General features: G+C 62.8%; 19 protein-coding genes. 14 read left to right on the top strand and 5 right to left on the bottom strand.

Annotated elements, in window-relative coordinates:
- Window position 1 precedes the first annotated feature (1 nt).
- Together NKI85_RS18965 and NKI85_RS18960 are read left to right on the top strand one after the other, a co-directional pair.
- Window positions 2-181, top strand: coding sequence for a hypothetical protein (locus NKI85_RS18965; protein ID WP_352524101.1), 180 nt, complete (start codon window positions 2-4; stop codon window positions 179-181).
- Window positions 182-290: 109 nt separating this feature from the next.
- The gene (locus NKI85_RS18960; RefSeq protein WP_352524102.1) at window positions 291-1250 is read left to right on the top strand and encodes a prohibitin family protein; all 960 of its coding nucleotides are present in this window, start codon (window positions 291-293) and stop codon (window positions 1248-1250) included.
- A 26-nt stretch (window positions 1251-1276) separates the two neighbouring features.
- Here the strand turns inward: NKI85_RS18960 and NKI85_RS18955 are convergent, their stop codons facing one another.
- On the bottom strand, window positions 1277-1750 hold the full coding sequence (locus tag NKI85_RS18955) for an Lrp/AsnC family transcriptional regulator (RefSeq protein WP_352524210.1): 474 nt from the start codon (window positions 1748-1750) through the stop codon (window positions 1277-1279).
- Window positions 1751-1907: 157 nt separating this feature from the next.
- Between NKI85_RS18955 and NKI85_RS18950 the strand changes: the two genes are divergently transcribed.
- A complete protein-coding gene (locus NKI85_RS18950; protein WP_352524103.1) occupies window positions 1908-2660 on the top strand; it encodes a tryptophan 2,3-dioxygenase family protein in 753 nt (250 codons plus the stop codon).
- A 149-nt stretch (window positions 2661-2809) separates the two neighbouring features.
- Complete coding sequence (locus tag NKI85_RS18945) at window positions 2810-3241, top strand: DoxX family protein (RefSeq protein ID WP_352524104.1); 432 nt, start codon at window positions 2810-2812, stop codon at window positions 3239-3241.
- A 40-nt stretch (window positions 3242-3281) separates the two neighbouring features.
- Here the strand turns inward: NKI85_RS18945 and NKI85_RS18940 are convergent, their stop codons facing one another.
- Entirely contained in the window at window positions 3282-3587 is a 306-nt protein-coding gene (locus tag NKI85_RS18940; protein ID WP_352524105.1) for a hypothetical protein, read from the bottom strand.
- A 727-nt stretch (window positions 3588-4314) separates the two neighbouring features.
- On the opposite strand from NKI85_RS18940, the gene NKI85_RS18935 reads away from it, so the two are divergent.
- The 10 genes from NKI85_RS18935 to NKI85_RS18890 all read left to right on the top strand — a co-directional run bounded on the left by NKI85_RS18935 (window position 4315) and on the right by NKI85_RS18890 (window position 12880).
- Window positions 4315-4734, top strand: a complete 420-nt coding sequence (locus tag NKI85_RS18935) for a hypothetical protein (protein ID WP_352524106.1) — start codon at window positions 4315-4317, stop codon at window positions 4732-4734.
- Window positions 4735-4738: 4 nt separating this feature from the next.
- Window positions 4739-5140 carry a hypothetical protein gene (locus NKI85_RS18930; protein ID WP_352524107.1) on the top strand — a complete coding sequence of 134 codons (402 nt, stop codon included), beginning with the start codon at window positions 4739-4741 and terminating at the stop codon, window positions 5138-5140.
- Window positions 5106-5786, top strand: coding sequence for a terminase large subunit domain-containing protein (locus NKI85_RS18925; RefSeq protein WP_502896019.1), 681 nt, complete (start codon window positions 5106-5108; stop codon window positions 5784-5786). The genes NKI85_RS18930 and NKI85_RS18925 overlap by 35 nt, the downstream gene beginning before the upstream one ends.
- A 585-nt stretch (window positions 5787-6371) precedes the next feature.
- Window positions 6372-7127: a phage terminase large subunit family protein gene (locus tag NKI85_RS18920; protein WP_502900679.1), complete on the top strand. Its 756-nt coding sequence runs from the start codon at window positions 6372-6374 to the stop codon at window positions 7125-7127.
- Between the two features lie 82 nt (window positions 7128-7209).
- On the top strand, window positions 7210-8301 hold the full coding sequence (locus NKI85_RS18915; protein ID WP_352524109.1) for a methyltransferase: 1092 nt from the start codon (window positions 7210-7212) through the stop codon (window positions 8299-8301).
- 116 nt (window positions 8302-8417) lie between these two features.
- A complete protein-coding gene (locus NKI85_RS18910; RefSeq protein ID WP_352524110.1) occupies window positions 8418-9011 on the top strand; it encodes a hypothetical protein in 594 nt (197 codons plus the stop codon).
- A gap of 468 nt (window positions 9012-9479) precedes the next feature.
- Window positions 9480-10643 (top strand): acyltransferase family protein, encoded by a 1164-nt coding sequence (locus NKI85_RS18905; protein ID WP_352524111.1) that lies wholly within the window; start codon window positions 9480-9482, stop codon window positions 10641-10643.
- Window positions 10644-10818: 175 nt separating this feature from the next.
- The gene (locus tag NKI85_RS18900; protein WP_352777427.1) at window positions 10819-12561 is read left to right on the top strand and encodes a portal protein; all 1743 of its coding nucleotides are present in this window, start codon (window positions 10819-10821) and stop codon (window positions 12559-12561) included.
- On the top strand, window positions 12558-12683 hold the full coding sequence (locus NKI85_RS18895; RefSeq protein ID WP_352524114.1) for a hypothetical protein: 126 nt from the start codon (window positions 12558-12560) through the stop codon (window positions 12681-12683). The genes NKI85_RS18900 and NKI85_RS18895 overlap by 4 nt, the downstream gene beginning before the upstream one ends.
- On the top strand, window positions 12665-12880 hold the full coding sequence (locus NKI85_RS18890; protein WP_352777424.1) for a Bbp19 family protein: 216 nt from the start codon (window positions 12665-12667) through the stop codon (window positions 12878-12880). Before NKI85_RS18895 ends, NKI85_RS18890 begins: the two co-directional genes overlap by 19 nt.
- Before the next feature lie 20 nt (window positions 12881-12900).
- Here the strand turns inward: NKI85_RS18890 and NKI85_RS18885 are convergent, their stop codons facing one another.
- The 3 genes from NKI85_RS18885 to NKI85_RS18875 form a co-directional block, all read right to left on the bottom strand.
- The gene (locus tag NKI85_RS18885; protein WP_352524118.1) at window positions 12901-13203 is read right to left on the bottom strand and encodes a hypothetical protein; all 303 of its coding nucleotides are present in this window, start codon (window positions 13201-13203) and stop codon (window positions 12901-12903) included.
- Window positions 13204-13412: 209 nt separating this feature from the next.
- Entirely contained in the window at window positions 13413-13730 is a 318-nt protein-coding gene (locus NKI85_RS18880) for a YMGG-like glycine zipper-containing protein (protein ID WP_352524211.1), read from the bottom strand.
- Between the two features lie 195 nt (window positions 13731-13925).
- Complete coding sequence (locus NKI85_RS18875; RefSeq protein WP_352524120.1) at window positions 13926-14327, bottom strand: type II toxin-antitoxin system HicB family antitoxin; 402 nt, start codon at window positions 14325-14327, stop codon at window positions 13926-13928.
- Window positions 14328-14330 lie beyond the last annotated feature (3 nt).

Genomic DNA, 14330 nt, shown 5'->3' with positions numbered 1-14330 from the left:
CATGCCAACGATGCTTCGCCCCGACGCGCCGGCAAAATGCTGCTCCTACTGCGGTGGGCGCGACCACAATTACGAGGATTGCCCGAAGCGCAAAAGCGATGCCGAACGGCAGAAGGACGCGCCTGGCAACGCGTACCAGCCCGGCGCTGCGGCTGGAGGGGAAATCCGCCAGCCGGCCTGAACCACCCCGCCGGTCCGACAGGCCAAAGACCCTTGTATGTCCGGAGGATTGCAATGCCGCCATTATTGTGGGCAAAGCAGCACGGGCAATCAAGTTAGGGGTAGGGGCAATGACCGACATGCAAGGCAATTCGAACCGTCCGCAGGGCAGGCCGGTGGTGGCATCGCGCCCGATCGGTTCCGGCCTGATCGCACTCGTCATCGTGGCGCTGGGCGTGTTTGCGCTCATGGGATCCTGGTACACGATCGACCAGGGCGACCGCGGCGTGCTCTTGACCAACGGGGCGCTGAGTTCGGTCGTCGATCCCGGACTGCATTTCAAGCTGCCGTGGTTGCAGCGCGTCGAGAAGATCAGCCTGCGCCAGCAGGTGCTCAAATGGGGCTGCGAGAACCAGAACGATTGCAGCGGCCTGCCGGCCATGCAGGCCTATTCGCGCGACCAGCAGCCAGCCGATATGCGCGTCACCGTCAACTTCCACGTACCGGCGGCCGAAGTCAGCAACGTCTACACCAATTATGGGTCGATCGAGGCATTGGCCGACCGCATCATCGCCAGGAAGGCACCGCAGGAGATCAAGACGGTGTTCGGCCAGTACGACGCGGTGTCGGTGATCCAGAACCGGGCGAAGTTCAACAAGGATGTCGCCGACGCCATCTCGGCGGTAACCGACGGTCCGGTGATGATCGACAGCGTGCAGGTCGAGAACATCGACTTCTCCGACGCCTACGAGCAGGCGGTCGAAGCCAGGATGACGGCGCAGGTCGAGGTGCAGAAGCAGGAACAGAACCTGCAGCAGGAAAAGATCAAGGCCGACATCGCCGTCACCCAGGCCAAAGGCCGCGCCGACAGCGTCAAGGCCGAAGCCGAGGCCAGCGCCTACAAGACCAGGATCGAAGGCGAGGCGACGGCAGAAGCCATCAAGGCCCGCGCCGCGTCACTCGCCAACAATCCGCTGCTGGTCGAACTGACGAAGGCGGAGAAATGGGACGGGGAGTTGCCGAAGTCGATGATCCCGGGCTCGACCGTGCCGTTCCTCGAACTCAGCACCCCGGCCGCAGCATCGAACTGAGGCCGGCGAAGGGGCCGAACTGGCGTCTAGCCCGTCTTCCGCGTATGCCCGACGGCATTGGCGAACGAGATGCCGCCCTTGATCTCGCGCATCGCCATCGAGGTGATCGTGCGCCGCACGCCGGGCAGCCGGCTGAGCTCCTCGCGCAGCATCCTGTCCAGCGCCATCATGTCGACGGTGACGATCTGCAGAAGATAGTCGGCCTCGCCGGTGGTGGCGTGGCAGCGGCGGATCAGCGGATGCTTTTGCACCGCGGCTTCGAAGGCGTCTGAAAGCTCGAAATCGATCGACACCTGAATGAAGGCCTCGATGCCGAAGCCGAGTTTAGCCGGGTCGATCCGGGTCGAGTAGCCGCGGATGACGCCGGCGTCCTCCAGCGCCTTGACCCGCTTCCAGCACGGCGTCTTGCTCAGGCCGACCTCGTCGGCAAGCACGGCAAAGGAGATGCGGGCATCGCGTTCGAGCGCCGCGACGATCTTCCGGTCGACCGCATCCAGCATCATTCGTTCTTCCAATCTGCTCCAGAGTCAGTTTTCGTCCTTCGTTTCCCGCCAATCGAATAACAGAAAGGGACAATGTTCGGCAAGAAAGCGATTAGACTCGGACTGGGATCCAACAAGCGCCTGCGGCCCAACGGCCGCGGCAAGGAGCATGGCCATGGACAAGCAGGACTATTATGCCCGCATCGAAACGCCTGAGATGCGCGACTATGGTGTCTACCTCAAATGCGACAGGCTGCTCGCCTGCCAGAAGCCGCTGGCCGAGATGGTCAATGCCGACGAGCTGCAGTTCCAGATCGTGCATCAGGTCGAGGAGCTGTGGATGAAGCTTATCGCCTATACGCTGGTCGACGTCGTCGATTTCCTGGAAAGGCAGGACACGCATCGCGTCGTTACGCTGATGGGGCGCGTACACCGCCTGATGCGGCTGATGACGGCGCAGCTCGACCTGCTCGAATCCATGTCGCCCAAGGAGTACCAGCAGATCCGGCTGCAGCTCGGCAATGGCAGCGGCCAGGAATCGCCGGGCTTCAAACAGCTGTTGCGTCTGCCGCCCGATCTGTGGCGGGCCTTCAAGGCGTCGTATCTCGACGGCCGCGGCCTTTCGGTCGAGGACGTCTACGATACCGGCTACGATCACGGCGACAGCTATGTCGTCGCCGAAGCGCTGATCGAGTTCGACGAGTTGTTCCAGAAATTCCGCGCCAACCACCTTTACCTCATCCACCGCACCATCGGCCTCGGCGCGAAATCGCTGAAGGGCAGGCCGGTCGAATTGCTGGAGGCCGGCGCCCGCCACCGCTTCTTCCCGGAGCTCTGGGACATACGCTGGGCGATGACCGATCGCTGGGGCAGCCAGTATGGAACGGTTCGGGAGCCGATCAGCCAGCCGGGAGCAAAGGTGGGGTAGCACAACCTTCCTTCTCCGCTTGTGGGAGAAGGGAAGGCGCCACTTTGGTGCCGGCGCTTGTATCTCTCAGGTTTTTCGGGGGATGATGTCGGGCTTGCGGCTGGTGGTGCGTCCTTGGGGCACAACCATCGCAACTCTGGGAGGACATCATGACCTTGGAAACCGCTCAATCATCCGTTCAGTCGCCGTGGCAGACCGCGGCAATCCTCATCGGCCGCCTGATCTTCGCCGCCGTGTTCCTGATGGCCGTGATCTTCAAATTCATCGATATGGGCGCCACCGCCGGCTATATCGCGGCGGCCGGATTTCCGTTTCCGCTGTTCCTGGCCTGGTGCGCGGCCCTGCTTGAGGTCGTCCTCGTTCTCTGCTTCCTGACCGGCGCCTTCTTCTCATGGGCAGCACTCGTCGCCGCCGCCTATGTGTTGTTCCTCGGCTTTGCCTTCCACGGGCCGTCGCACTGGGCCGGCAACCAGGCCGAGTTCGGCTTCTTCGTCGATCACTTCACCTTCCTGGCCGGGCTGCTGTTTGCCGCCGTGCATGGGCCGGGTCGCGTGCTGGCGCTGAAGCTTGGCAGCGCCTGATGCCAAGCTTGCTGCCCGGCGATCATCCTCGATCGCTGCCTCACATCCGGTCGTCGTAGGTTTCCTTTATCTGGCCGACCATGCGAGCCAGCTTCGAGAATGACGGCATGTCCGTTTCCGGCTGACACTGATTGGCCAGTTCCAGCAACCGGATGGGGAAGTTGACAGCGTCGCGGCTCGACGCCGACATGCCCTCGGAGCGTTCCTCGTTGATCTCGCTGGCTTCGGCCTTGCGCAAAGCGATGTCGATGTCCTCAACCGAGACCACGCCCTTGCGGACCAGGACCTGGTTGATCGATGCGACGGCCATCAGGAGGCCTTCAAGTTGCAGATTGGCGACGTTCATGGTTTTCGCTCCCATTTGCTAGGGCCAAAACGCGCGAGCGCCTGTTCTGATCCAGACTGCGGCTGCTCCCCGGCCGGTGAGATGCCAGGGAAAATGGTGGCGAGGGACCGCCAATCGCCGAAGCTGCGTTTCCTCGCCCTACGAAGTGGGTGGCGGGTAAGCCGAGGCGGTGGAGGGAATTCGTATTTTTCTGCCGGTCGTGCCGCATTTTGTTCTTGCTTTGTGCCGGCAGCTATGCTAGTAATTCGGGTATGGTGCTAATTGGCTCCAACGACCCGCCCCGCCGAGGCGGTTTTTTTGTTTCTGGCTTCTTTTCGACCAGACGTTGCGTGTGCTGCCGGTCTGACGTCGGCGGGACAGAGAGGGGCGCGAAGGAACGCAGCCTAGCGGTCTTCTTGGAACATCACCTCGGAGGCGGACAGGGCGAGGCGCTGAAGGGAATTCGTATTTTTCTGCCGGTCATGCCGCATTTTGTTCTTGCTTTGTGCCGGCAGCTATGCTACTAATTTGGGTATGGTGCTAATTGGCTCCAACGACCCGCCCGCCGAGGCGGGTTTTTTATTTTCAGGCTTCTTTTCGACCAAACGTTGCGAGTGCTGCCGGCTGTGAAGTCGGCGGGACAGAGGGGGCGCGAAGGAACGCGGCTCTGGCGATCGTCGGGACTGCAAGTCTCACTACCCATAGTTTTAGCAACGCGCCTGCGCGCGCCCACTTCAGAGAACGCCCCATGTCCAGCCGTTATGCCACCATCATCACCGACGATGACGGCCGCGAGGTCGTCAGCGCCATTGGCGAGTTCGCCGGCGCCGCACCCTATGCCCGTCATGGCCGCTTCGAGCAGGTTGCCGCCGGCGTGCGGATCGGCATGGTCCGCGGCGGCCCCGGCGATGCGGTCGGCGGCTTCGGCTTTCCCTTGGGAGCAGTCGGGTTCGACGGCAAGGCGGTGGAAATTCTCAGGGCAAGGCTGAATGCCTTGCCCGACGCCAGTGCGGTGAAGCCCGGCACGACCACTGATGCGAAACCGGCAAGCCAGCCGCGGAAGCCGAAATCGGCACGCGCCGGCAAGAAGGCGAAGCCGCGCAAGCGCGTCGTGCGGCCAGGCAACAAGGCAGCGAAGCCGGCAATATCCGCCGCGACGGCGGGGTAGGGGCATGGCCAAGGCTCCTTCCACCGGCGATCCGCAGCCGCACGATCAAGCACCCGGCAAGCAGACCAGGCGGGCGAAGAAGACGCTGGCCGATGGGTTTCTCGAAGCGATCCGCACCGATTTTCGCGCCCACGGCGCCGGCGTCATCGCCGAGGTGCGCGCCGAAAAGCCCGACCAGTATCTGAAGCTCGTGCTGTCGGTGCTGCCCAAGGATCTTAGTGTCAACATCAACAATCTGGATGCATTGAGCGATGACGAAATCAGGCAGCGCATCCGCGGCCTCGAAGCCGTCCTCCGGCCGTTTCTCACAGAGCCGGGCCTCGAAAGGCCGGGCCTCACAAAGCCGGGCGGCAAGGACGGAATATCTCGGCCTGCTGGCGGAGCTGGACCGGAGGCGCCGCACTAACCAGCTTGCCGCCTATCGGCCCTATCCCCGACAGGCCGAGTTCCACGCCGCCGGCGCGACCAATCGCGAGCGCCTGTTCATGGCCGGCAACCAGCTCGGCAAGACCAGGGCCGGCGGCGCCGAATGGGCGATGCACCTCACCGGCCGCTATCCAGATTGGTGGCAAGGCAAGGTTTTCGAAACCGCCGTGCGGTTTTGGGCGGCCGGCGTCACCGGCGAAAGCACGCGCGATAACCCGCAGCGCATCCTGATCGGCCCGCCGCAGCAGCAGGCGGCCTGGGGTACCGGGATGATCCCGGCCGACGCCCTCGTCAGCACGATGGCGGGGCGGGCGCCGGGCGCGCTCGACAGCGTCGTGGTGCGCTGGGGCGGCGGCGGCGATGTCCAGGCCGACGAATCGGTGCTGTCGTTCAAGAGCTATGAGAAGGGTCGCGAAAAATGGCAGGGCGAAACGCTGCATGGCGTCTGGTTCGACGAGGAGCCGCCGCTCGACATCTATTCCGAAGGGCTGACCCGCACCAACGCCACCGGCGGCATCACCATCGTCACCTTCACGCCGCTGCTCGGCATGTCGGACGTGGTGCTGTTGTTCCTGACCCCCGAACGAGTCGAGTTCAAGGTAAAGGGGAAGCAATCGGCTGAATAAGCCAGCCCGGCGCAATCATTATCCCAGGTGACTGTGTGGCACGGAATAAATGTGGAAGCGCTTCTCTTTGCAGCAAAATTGTAGTCACTTGGACGGAGGATGATAGCCGCAACGGAGGGGTGGGCAGTGGGAAATCACTATAGGTCGCTAGTCGTGATCGGCTCAGTAATGCTTTCAGGATGCGTAGCGACTGAAGGCCAGTTCAATACAATCAACACTGGAATACAAGGAAGTCCCGCCTTCAAAAGAGATTTTTATGACTCAGTGTGCGGTAGGACTAGGAGCAAAGCCACTAGGTTACCGCAAACAATGGGCAAGGATAATAAACACGAGCGTTGAAGCATTGCCAGAAGTGTACTGCAAACGCTGGACCGATGCGGTGGTGAGCGGGCGCATGACGTACGCGGATTACAAAAATGGAGTATCGCAAACTGCCGATAAAAGTAAGTTGATTAAGATACTTCAGGGCCACTAGCCGGCTCTCTCCTGTGTCCCGTGCCACCTGAGCAGCCCTTCGGGGGCTTGCGGTGAACACTGCTAGTGTTCGGCGTTGTTCCAGGTTGGCGCCTCATCGAGGCATCGAGCATGACCCGTCACGTCACCTTCATGACCATCGACGAAGCCGAGCACTATACGCCGGAGCAGCGGGCCGAGATCATTGCCGCCTATCCGGCGCATGAGCGCGAGGCGCGGGCCAAGGGCATTCCGGTGCTCGGCTCCGGCCGCATCTTTCCGGTGGCCGAGGAGCTGATCGCCTGCGAGCCGTTCCGGCTGCCGCGCTATTGGCCGCGGCTCGGCGCGCTCGATTTCGGCTGGGACCATCCCTCGGCCGCGGTCGAGCTTGCCTGGGATACCGAGGCCGACGTCGTCTATGTCACGAAGGCCTGCCGCGCCTCGCAGCAGACTCCCGCCATGCAGGCGCTGACGCTGAAGCCGTGGGGCGAATGGCTGCCCTTTGCCTGGCCGCGCGACGGTCGTCGCGAGACGCTGGAAGGGGCGGGCACCGCACTTGCCAGGCAGTATTCAGCACATGGGCTCAACATGCTCGCCAGCCATGCGCAGTTCGCCGAGGGTTCCGTCTCTGTCGAGGCTGGGCTGATGGAGATGCTGGACCGCATGCAGAGCGGCCGCTTCAAGGTGTTTTCGACGCTTTTGCCCTGGTTCGAGGAGTTCCGGCTCTATCACCGCAGGGATGGCCAGGTGGTGAAATTGCGCGACGATCTGATGGCGGCCACCCGCTACGGCGTGATGATGCTGAGGGAGGCGCAGGTCGACCCGGCGGTGTTCAAGGCCGCGCGGCGCAAGGCCGGGCAGGCCGATCCGCTGGGGGCGTTTCGGTGAGGAAAATCGGGGAGGGAGGCAATGCGCTCCGGCTCCGATTGGAAAACTGTAGTGAACGTCCGTGGACGTGGTGTAGCATCGAATGATCCCGCTCAAGGGACGCATCGGCGTGGCCTCACGGGGGCGTTCGCCGATAGGGGAGGATCAGATGCAAAACGGAATTTCTCCAGACCACATACTGCAAATTGGCTTTGGGTTCTGGCCAGCCAAGACATTGTTGAGCGCCGTGGAACTGGGACTCTTCTCGCTGCTTGCGGACGGGCCCAAAACGGGCCTCGAACTGCAAGGCGCGATGGGGCTGCATCCGCGCGCAACGTATGATTTTCTCGACACCCTCGTCGCGCTCGGATTGCTGCAGAGGGACGGCGCCGGTGAAACCGGCAAATACGGCAATACGCCATCGACCGCGCTGTTCCTGGTCAAGCGGAGCCCCCAATACATCGGTGGAATCCTTGAGATGGCGAACGCACGCCTGTATCGGTTCTGGGGCGATCTCACATTGGCATTGCAAACCGGAAAGCCTCAGAACGAGATCAAGGAGACAGGCAAGTCGATGTTCGGCGAGCTCTATGCGGACCCGGCGCGCCTGGAGCAGTTCATGGACGCGATGAGCGGCATTTCGATGGGCAATTTCATGGCGTTCGCCGAGAAATTCGACTTTTCCAAATACAAGATGCTGGCCGATATTGGCGGTGCAACCGGGCAGCTTTCGGCCATCGTCGCGGCGCGGCATCCGCACATGCAATGCCGGACGTGCGATCTCGCCGATGTGCAGCCGATCGCCGAACGGCGCCTAAGGGAGCGCAATCTCGGCGGCCGGGTCGTCGCCGAGACGATCGACTTCTTCGCGGACGAATTTCCCACCGCGGATATCATAACGATGGGAATGATTCTTCACGACTGGAACCTAGAGAACAAGAAGATGCTGATCGCCAAGGCCTACCGTGCGTTGCCGGCCGGCGGCGCGCTGGTCGCCATTGAGAACATCATCGACGATGAGCGCAGGCAGAACGGTTTCGGGCTCATGATGTCGCTGAACATGCTGATCGAATTTGGCGAGGCGTTCGACTTCACCGGCGCCCAGTTCACCGAGTGGTGCAAAGAAGCGGGGTTTAGCCGCTGCGAGATTATTCCGCTGGCCGGACCTGCCAGTGCAGCGGTGGCTTACAAATAGAGGCTTGGCACCCAGTTCGCCGGCTCGGTCGAGTCCGGGCTGATTGAAATGCTGGACCGCATGCAAGGTCGACCGCCGCCTTCTAGCGCCGCAGTGGACGGTAAGGTTCGCCGAGCATGACCCTCCGCATCATTCCCGCCACCTTGCGCGATCTCTCCTACATCGCTGCCAACCTCCGGCCCGAGGACCGGGCCGAGATCGACTGCCAGTTCGACGACTGGTCGCCGGCGCTGCTGGCGCTGACGGCGCTGCAGGGTTTTGCCTACGTCGCCGAGCTAAACGGCAATCCGGAGGCCGGCTTCGGCGCCGCCGAACAGCGCGGCGGCTTATGGATCGCCTGGAGCTGGGGCACGCGCCGCATGACGCGCTGCGTGCCTGGGATCACGGAATTCTTTCACGCCGTGCTCGGACCCGAAGTCGCCGCCCGCGGCGCCTGGCGGGTCGAGGCGCGGGCGCTGGCCACCAACGAATTGGCGCTGCGCTGGCTTGCCCGGCTGGGCGCGACGCAACGCTGCCGCCTGCCCGGTTACGGCCGGAACGGCGAGGATTTTCTGCTCTACGACTGGACAAGAATCTCTCACTTCGGAGAAAACCATGTGCCTTTTTCAAAAACCGCCGGCGCTGAAGCCGTTGCCAAAGACACCGACCATTGCCGACAAGGACGTGCAGGCGCGCGAGGCAGCCTTGCGCGCCCAGCTTGCGGCCAATGATGGCACTGCAGGAACCGTGAAGACCGATTTGTCGCCCCGCGATCTGACCGGCCAGCGCCGCGTGCTGCTGGGGGTTTGACATGGGTGCGATGAGAAGAGTGTTCCGCAACCGGGTGCTGGCCTGGTGGTATTGGCGCCGGCACGCGCGGTTGTTGAAGAAGCGAAGCGGGTGACGCCGCCAATCTCCCCGTGGAGGAGATGCCCGGCAGGGCAGAGGGGGCGCGAAGGAACGCCAGCCTTTGATTGTGCCCTGCCGGCAGCGAACCGAGCCTCGTTGTTGCGTTTGATCGGCAAGTCGGCGGGACAGCGCCCCCCTCTGGCCTGCCGGCCATCTCCCCCACGAGGGGGAGATCGGCAGCTTCGGCGTTTCCGGTAACAACCGAGAGCAATTCGTGTTCTTTCGGCACGGTTGACATTCCTCCCTTAGCCGCCATGCTGCATTGCAACATGGCCATCGAGGAGTCCGGCATGACAGAAGCCCGGTCATCGCGCATCGAGTGCCTGGACGGGCTTCGGGCGCTTGCCGCGATCTGGGTGCTGATCGGGCACTGCCTGCTTTTGACCGGCTGGCATGTTCCCATCATCGGCGAGCCGGATCTTGGCGTCGATCTCTTCATCATGCTGTCCGGCTTCCTGATGGTGTTCCACTACCAACTGCGCCAGGACAAGGAGCCCTGGCAAAGACCGGAAACCTGGCTGAAATTCTGGACCCGCCGCTATTTCAGAATCGCGCCGCTGTTCTACGTCATGCTTTTCGTTGCGTTGGCGCTTGGCCCCTATCTCTACGGGTCGAGAATGGTCATCGACGAGTTCCTGCTGAGGTCGCCGCAGGCGCCCGAGCGCTATCTCGACAGCGGCCTGAAGAATATCGGCGCCCATCTGCTGTTCCTGTTCGGCCTGGTGCCGAATTTCGCCTATCGCACACCGCTGCCGGACTGGAGCCTCGGGCTGGAGATGCAGTTCTACGCACTGTTCCCGGCCATCATGCTGCTGGTTCGCAGGCTTGACTGGATATGGGCGGCCATCGTGGTCGCCGCGACCGCCAGCGCGATCGTGTTCTTGATGGGGCAATTGTCGGTGCATTTTCCGATGCCGTCGTTCCTGCCGCTGAAGATGCAGATTTTTTTGTGCGGGATGCTGCTGGCGGGCGTCGTCCACCAAAGGCAAAAGCGGCCCTTCGTGCATCTGGCATTGGCCATGCTGCTGGCAGCGCTGCCCTTTGGCGGCGGCTATGGGCTGGGCAAGCTTTTGATGCGGGAGGCGCTCGTACTGGGTTTCTTTGCCCTGGTTCTCTACCGGATGCTGCCGGGGATGGCGGGCATCGTGGCCAGAAACATCGCCATGACGCTCGCCAACAGGTTCTTTCATTTGATGGGTGAGCTTTCCTTCAGCATCTATTTGATCCATCTGCTGGTTCTCCAGCCGGTCGCGGCCCTGGTCATCACCCAGTTCGGCCACGATTTGTCGGCGCCGCTGCGCTTTGCGGTCGTTGTTGTCGTCGTCTTGCCGGTGGTCTGCCTGCTGTCCTGGATCACCTACATGCTGATCGAAGTTCCCGGCCAGAAGATGGGCCGTTTCGTGGTGCAGCGCTTTGGGCGCAAAGCCGCGCTGGAGACGACGCCGGCGGAATAAGGCGCTTCCAATCTCCCCCACTGAGGGGGGAGATGTCGCCGAAGGCGACAGGGCCGATCCACGCGAGACGACCCCCTCTGTCCTGCCGGACATCTCCCCCACTTGGGGGAGATTGGCAGCTTCGGCGTCCCCGCCATTTCTTTTTTCCAACTGAGTTCATCAAGCGAGGCTGACCATGAGCGATTCCCGTGCCCGCGATATCCTGGCGCGACAGGCAGAACTGGAGAGCGAGCGCAGCCAGTACGAGCATGTCTGGGAGGCGGTGTCCGAATTCTGCGACCCCGATGCGCCCGACATGTGGAGCGGCCGCCGCCAGGCCGGCGCGGACTCGCAGGCCGAGCGGCAGGAGCGGCGCGGTGCCCGCGTCTACGCCAACACCATCAACTCGGCCGCCAACCGGCTGGCCGCCGGGCTGGAAAGCCTGATCATCCCGCAGTCGGAGAAATGGCATGGGCTGTCGACCGCGGCAATCAACGACGAGGAGACCGACGAGGAAAAGGAATGGGCGGAAGCGCTGCGCGATTTCCTGTTTTCGCTGCGCTATTCCGCCAATTCGAATTTCGTGCCGGCAACGCAGGCCTGCCTGCGCAATGTCGTGCGCTACGGCCCGGCCTATCTCTATGCCGAGGAGGGTTTTGGCGGCACGCTGATCCGCTATGCCTCGATCCCAGTGGTGGAAGGCTATCTCAGCCGCAACCGCTGGGGCCAGGTCGACATTTTTCACCGCCGCTACGAGCGCACTGCAAGACAGGCAGCGCAGCTGCTCGGCTATGACAGACTGCCGGCGCGGATAAAGGTGCTGGTCGACGATGCCTCGAAATGCGAGACCAAGATCTCGCTGATCCAGTGCATCCAGCCGCGCGACGAACGCAAGATGTACAGCTTGAGCGGCTCCTACCAGTATCTCGATACGGCGTTCGCTTCCTATCACGTCATCGAGGACGAGGAGGTGATCGTCAGGGAAAGCGGCTTCCGCTCCTTCCCGGTGTCGTGCTTCAACTGGCGCCGCTACGAGGGCGATCCCTACGGCATCTCGCCGACCATCGAGGCGCTGACCACGGTTCGCGAGGAGAACGCCGTGCGGCGCTCCGGGCTGCGCGCCCTTCAGCAGATCACTGATCCGGCGACCGCGTCCAAAGCACGGCTCGATTACGTGCCGGTGCTCAATCCCGGCGAGAACTATCCCGGCCTCATCGACGATGCCGGCCGGCCGCTGATCGCGCCGATCGCCACCGGCCAGAACCCGACCTATGCGTTCAATTATGCCGACAGCCGGGCCGAGGAGATCCGCGACATGATGTTCGTCAATCTGTTCCAGACGCTGGTGCAGAATCCGCAGATGACGGCGACCGAAGCCTTGATCCGGCAGGAGGAAAAGGGCGCGCTGCTCGGGCCGTCCGGCTCGATCATCCAGGCCGGCTTTGCCAGCAATCTCGACCGCGAGCTGGGTATTCTGGAAGACAAGGGATTGTACGAGGAAGACAGCCGCTTCCTGCCGCCGGCGAGCCTTGCCGGCAAGGCGCTGCGGCCGACCTTCACCGGCCCGCTCGACGTGCTGCGCCGTTCGGCCGAGGCGCGCGACACTATCCAGGTTGTCACCACCGCCATGCAGATGGCGCAGTTCGATCCCGGCGTGATGGACAATATCGACGGCGACGAGGCGCTGAAGATCGTGCAGAGCGCCGGCCGCAGCCCACAGCGCATCTTCCGCCGACAGGACGAGGTGGCGGGCATTCGCGATGCCAGAGCCAAGGCGCAGCAGGCGCAGGCCGGCATGGCGGCGGTCGCCACCGCCGGCAAGGTCGCCAGGGATGCCGTGCCCGCCGCAGTGCAGGCGCGCGACAGCGGCCTGCTCGATGGGCTCGGCGGGCTGATGCCGCAGGGTGTGCAAGATGCTTCGGGCGGGCAGCGCGCATGAGCGGCAAACGCTTCGCCCATTCCAGCCAGGCCGGCGGCCCGGCCAAGGCGCGGGATGCGCTGGCCAAGCCTATCTCAGAGTGTTCTCAGGCCAGGACGGCGAAATGGTGCTGGCCGACCTGACGGCCGCGACCGGCTATTATCGCCGGCCATCCTATGGCGAGTGGCTGGCCAAGACGAAAACTCCGAACGGCTTCGAGCTGCACAGCGCGCTGAGCAACGCCCGCGCCGAGGTGGTGCAGCACATCATGGGGTTCCTGACGCTGGACGAAGCGCAACTGGCGGCACTGGAGAAGGCGGCGAGGCTGGAGGGGAGGTAGGGTGGTGAAGGACCCTGTGGCTAAGTCTTGCTCAAATCTAAGGTGAGTCGCAACGGGCTGGTTTTGACGCCTGGCGGCCAACACCTCTGGATCGATTTCGTAAGTTGCTGGGCCGCTTCCGCCGCCGCCTCTGAACGTGGATCATAGGATACAACGGTGACCGACTCGACCTTGCCGGCCTTGTCCAGTGTCACCTCGAAAGTGGCTTTGACGTGATTGTCGACAGCGGCCGTCGGCAAGACCAGGCAATCGCCAATCCGCTCAACACTGACAGCCTGTCTGGCGTGTGCGGCAACCGAACAAACAGCCAGCAGTGAGGTCATCAAAAATCGCATCGTCGCCCCCTTTGGATAGCCGACGATAGCGCCGACGTTTAATCAGCGGAAGGACCAAATCGTCAGGGAAACGGATGCGCGAGGCTGACGCTGCGCCCCTCTCCGCGTTTTACGGGGAGAGGATGCCGGCAGGCAGGTGAGGGGCGGTGCCGGCATTTCAGAGCTTTCTCCCCATAGAACGGGGAGAAGGGGACCAATCAATAGTCGCCGTTGTAGTAGCGGTCGTCGCAGGGCGCGGTGTAGATGCGGCCGCTGTTGCGATCCTGATAGCGGCAAAGCTGTTCGCCGCGCGGCTGCGGGGTGGTGGCGTTGCCAACCACGGCACCCAGAAGGGCGCCGGCGCCCGCGCCGATGACCGTGCTCTTGGTGTTGCCGCCGATCGCCTGGCCGGCGAGAGCGCCGGCGCCCGCACCGAGCAGCGCGCCCGTGCTGGTTCTCTGTTGTGCTTCGGTCTGCGCGCAGCCTGCCAATGCGGCAGTCACAAGCATGGCGGCAATGGCTTTGTACATGGTCATCATCTGGTACTCCCTTGAAGCCTATGAACTAATACGCTGGCTGATTTCGCCAAATGCGGTCGCATTTGCGGCGGAACATAGGCACCCTTTGTCACGAAATGAGACATGGTTGTTTTTGTCTGACAGCTCCGTTCCGGAAAGAAATGTAACCGAACAAGACCACAGAGCTTCATCTCAAGTCGACCTTCGAGGGCGCTACGCTGCCTCGATCTGCATCACCTTTTTCGCCGCGGCGGCCAGAAATCCGGATCGGCTGTAGCCGTGGCGCTCCGCATATCGATCGATCTGATCGAGGACATCTTCCGGAATGGTGACATTGACACGCACGACCTTCGCCGCTTCGGCTTTCAAGGGAACCAGGATGGCGACACCGCTCAGATTGTCCTTGTCCGACATTACTTCCTCCAGGGACGACGGCTCTGGAATGGCCTCGCCATCCTCGACCAGCCCCTCGACATGAAAGGCCAGTGCTTCCTCGGCCATGGCGCGGGCATCATCCAGGCTGACGCCGGCTGTCACCAGGCCCGGAAAATCGGGAAAGGAGACGCCGAAGTCGCTGTCCGCTTGCTTGTGGATCAGTCCGATGTAGTTGCGCATTTC

The organism is Mesorhizobium sp. M0571 (assembly GCF_040320985.1).
GTDB lineage: Bacteria > Pseudomonadota > Alphaproteobacteria > Rhizobiales > Rhizobiaceae > Mesorhizobium.
This window is presented reverse-complemented; position numbering and strand designations above follow the sequence as displayed.

Excerpts from the sequence above, each read along its gene's own strand:
- NKI85_RS18965 (WP_352524101.1), top strand. The coding sequence starts at position 2 with ATGCCAACGATGCTTCGCCCCGACGCGCCGGCAAAATGCTGCTCCTAC.
- NKI85_RS18960 (WP_352524102.1), top strand. The coding sequence starts at position 291 with ATGACCGACATGCAAGGCAATTCGAACCGTCCGCAGGGCAGGCCGGTG.
- NKI85_RS18955 (WP_352524210.1), bottom strand. The coding sequence starts at position 1,750 with ATGCTGGATGCGGTCGACCGGAAGATCGTCGCGGCGCTCGAACGCGAT.
- NKI85_RS18950 (WP_352524103.1), top strand. The coding sequence starts at position 1,908 with ATGGACAAGCAGGACTATTATGCCCGCATCGAAACGCCTGAGATGCGC.
- NKI85_RS18945 (WP_352524104.1), top strand. The coding sequence starts at position 2,810 with ATGACCTTGGAAACCGCTCAATCATCCGTTCAGTCGCCGTGGCAGACC.
- NKI85_RS18940 (WP_352524105.1), bottom strand. The coding sequence starts at position 3,587 with ATGAACGTCGCCAATCTGCAACTTGAAGGCCTCCTGATGGCCGTCGCA.
- NKI85_RS18935 (WP_352524106.1), top strand. The coding sequence starts at position 4,315 with ATGTCCAGCCGTTATGCCACCATCATCACCGACGATGACGGCCGCGAG.
- NKI85_RS18930 (WP_352524107.1), top strand. The coding sequence starts at position 4,739 with ATGGCCAAGGCTCCTTCCACCGGCGATCCGCAGCCGCACGATCAAGCA.
- NKI85_RS18920 (WP_502900679.1), top strand. The coding sequence starts at position 6,372 with ATGACCCGTCACGTCACCTTCATGACCATCGACGAAGCCGAGCACTAT.
- NKI85_RS18915 (WP_352524109.1), top strand. The coding sequence starts at position 7,210 with ATGATCCCGCTCAAGGGACGCATCGGCGTGGCCTCACGGGGGCGTTCG.
- NKI85_RS18910 (WP_352524110.1), top strand. The coding sequence starts at position 8,418 with ATGACCCTCCGCATCATTCCCGCCACCTTGCGCGATCTCTCCTACATC.
- NKI85_RS18905 (WP_352524111.1), top strand. The coding sequence starts at position 9,480 with ATGACAGAAGCCCGGTCATCGCGCATCGAGTGCCTGGACGGGCTTCGG.
- NKI85_RS18900 (WP_352777427.1), top strand. The coding sequence starts at position 10,819 with ATGAGCGATTCCCGTGCCCGCGATATCCTGGCGCGACAGGCAGAACTG.
- NKI85_RS18895 (WP_352524114.1), top strand. The coding sequence starts at position 12,558 with ATGAGCGGCAAACGCTTCGCCCATTCCAGCCAGGCCGGCGGCCCGGCC.
- NKI85_RS18890 (WP_352777424.1), top strand. The coding sequence starts at position 12,665 with ATGGTGCTGGCCGACCTGACGGCCGCGACCGGCTATTATCGCCGGCCA.
- NKI85_RS18885 (WP_352524118.1), bottom strand. The coding sequence starts at position 13,203 with ATGACCTCACTGCTGGCTGTTTGTTCGGTTGCCGCACACGCCAGACAG.
- NKI85_RS18880 (WP_352524211.1), bottom strand. The coding sequence starts at position 13,730 with ATGACCATGTACAAAGCCATTGCCGCCATGCTTGTGACTGCCGCATTG.
- NKI85_RS18875 (WP_352524120.1), bottom strand. The coding sequence starts at position 14,327 with ATGCGCAACTACATCGGACTGATCCACAAGCAAGCGGACAGCGACTTC.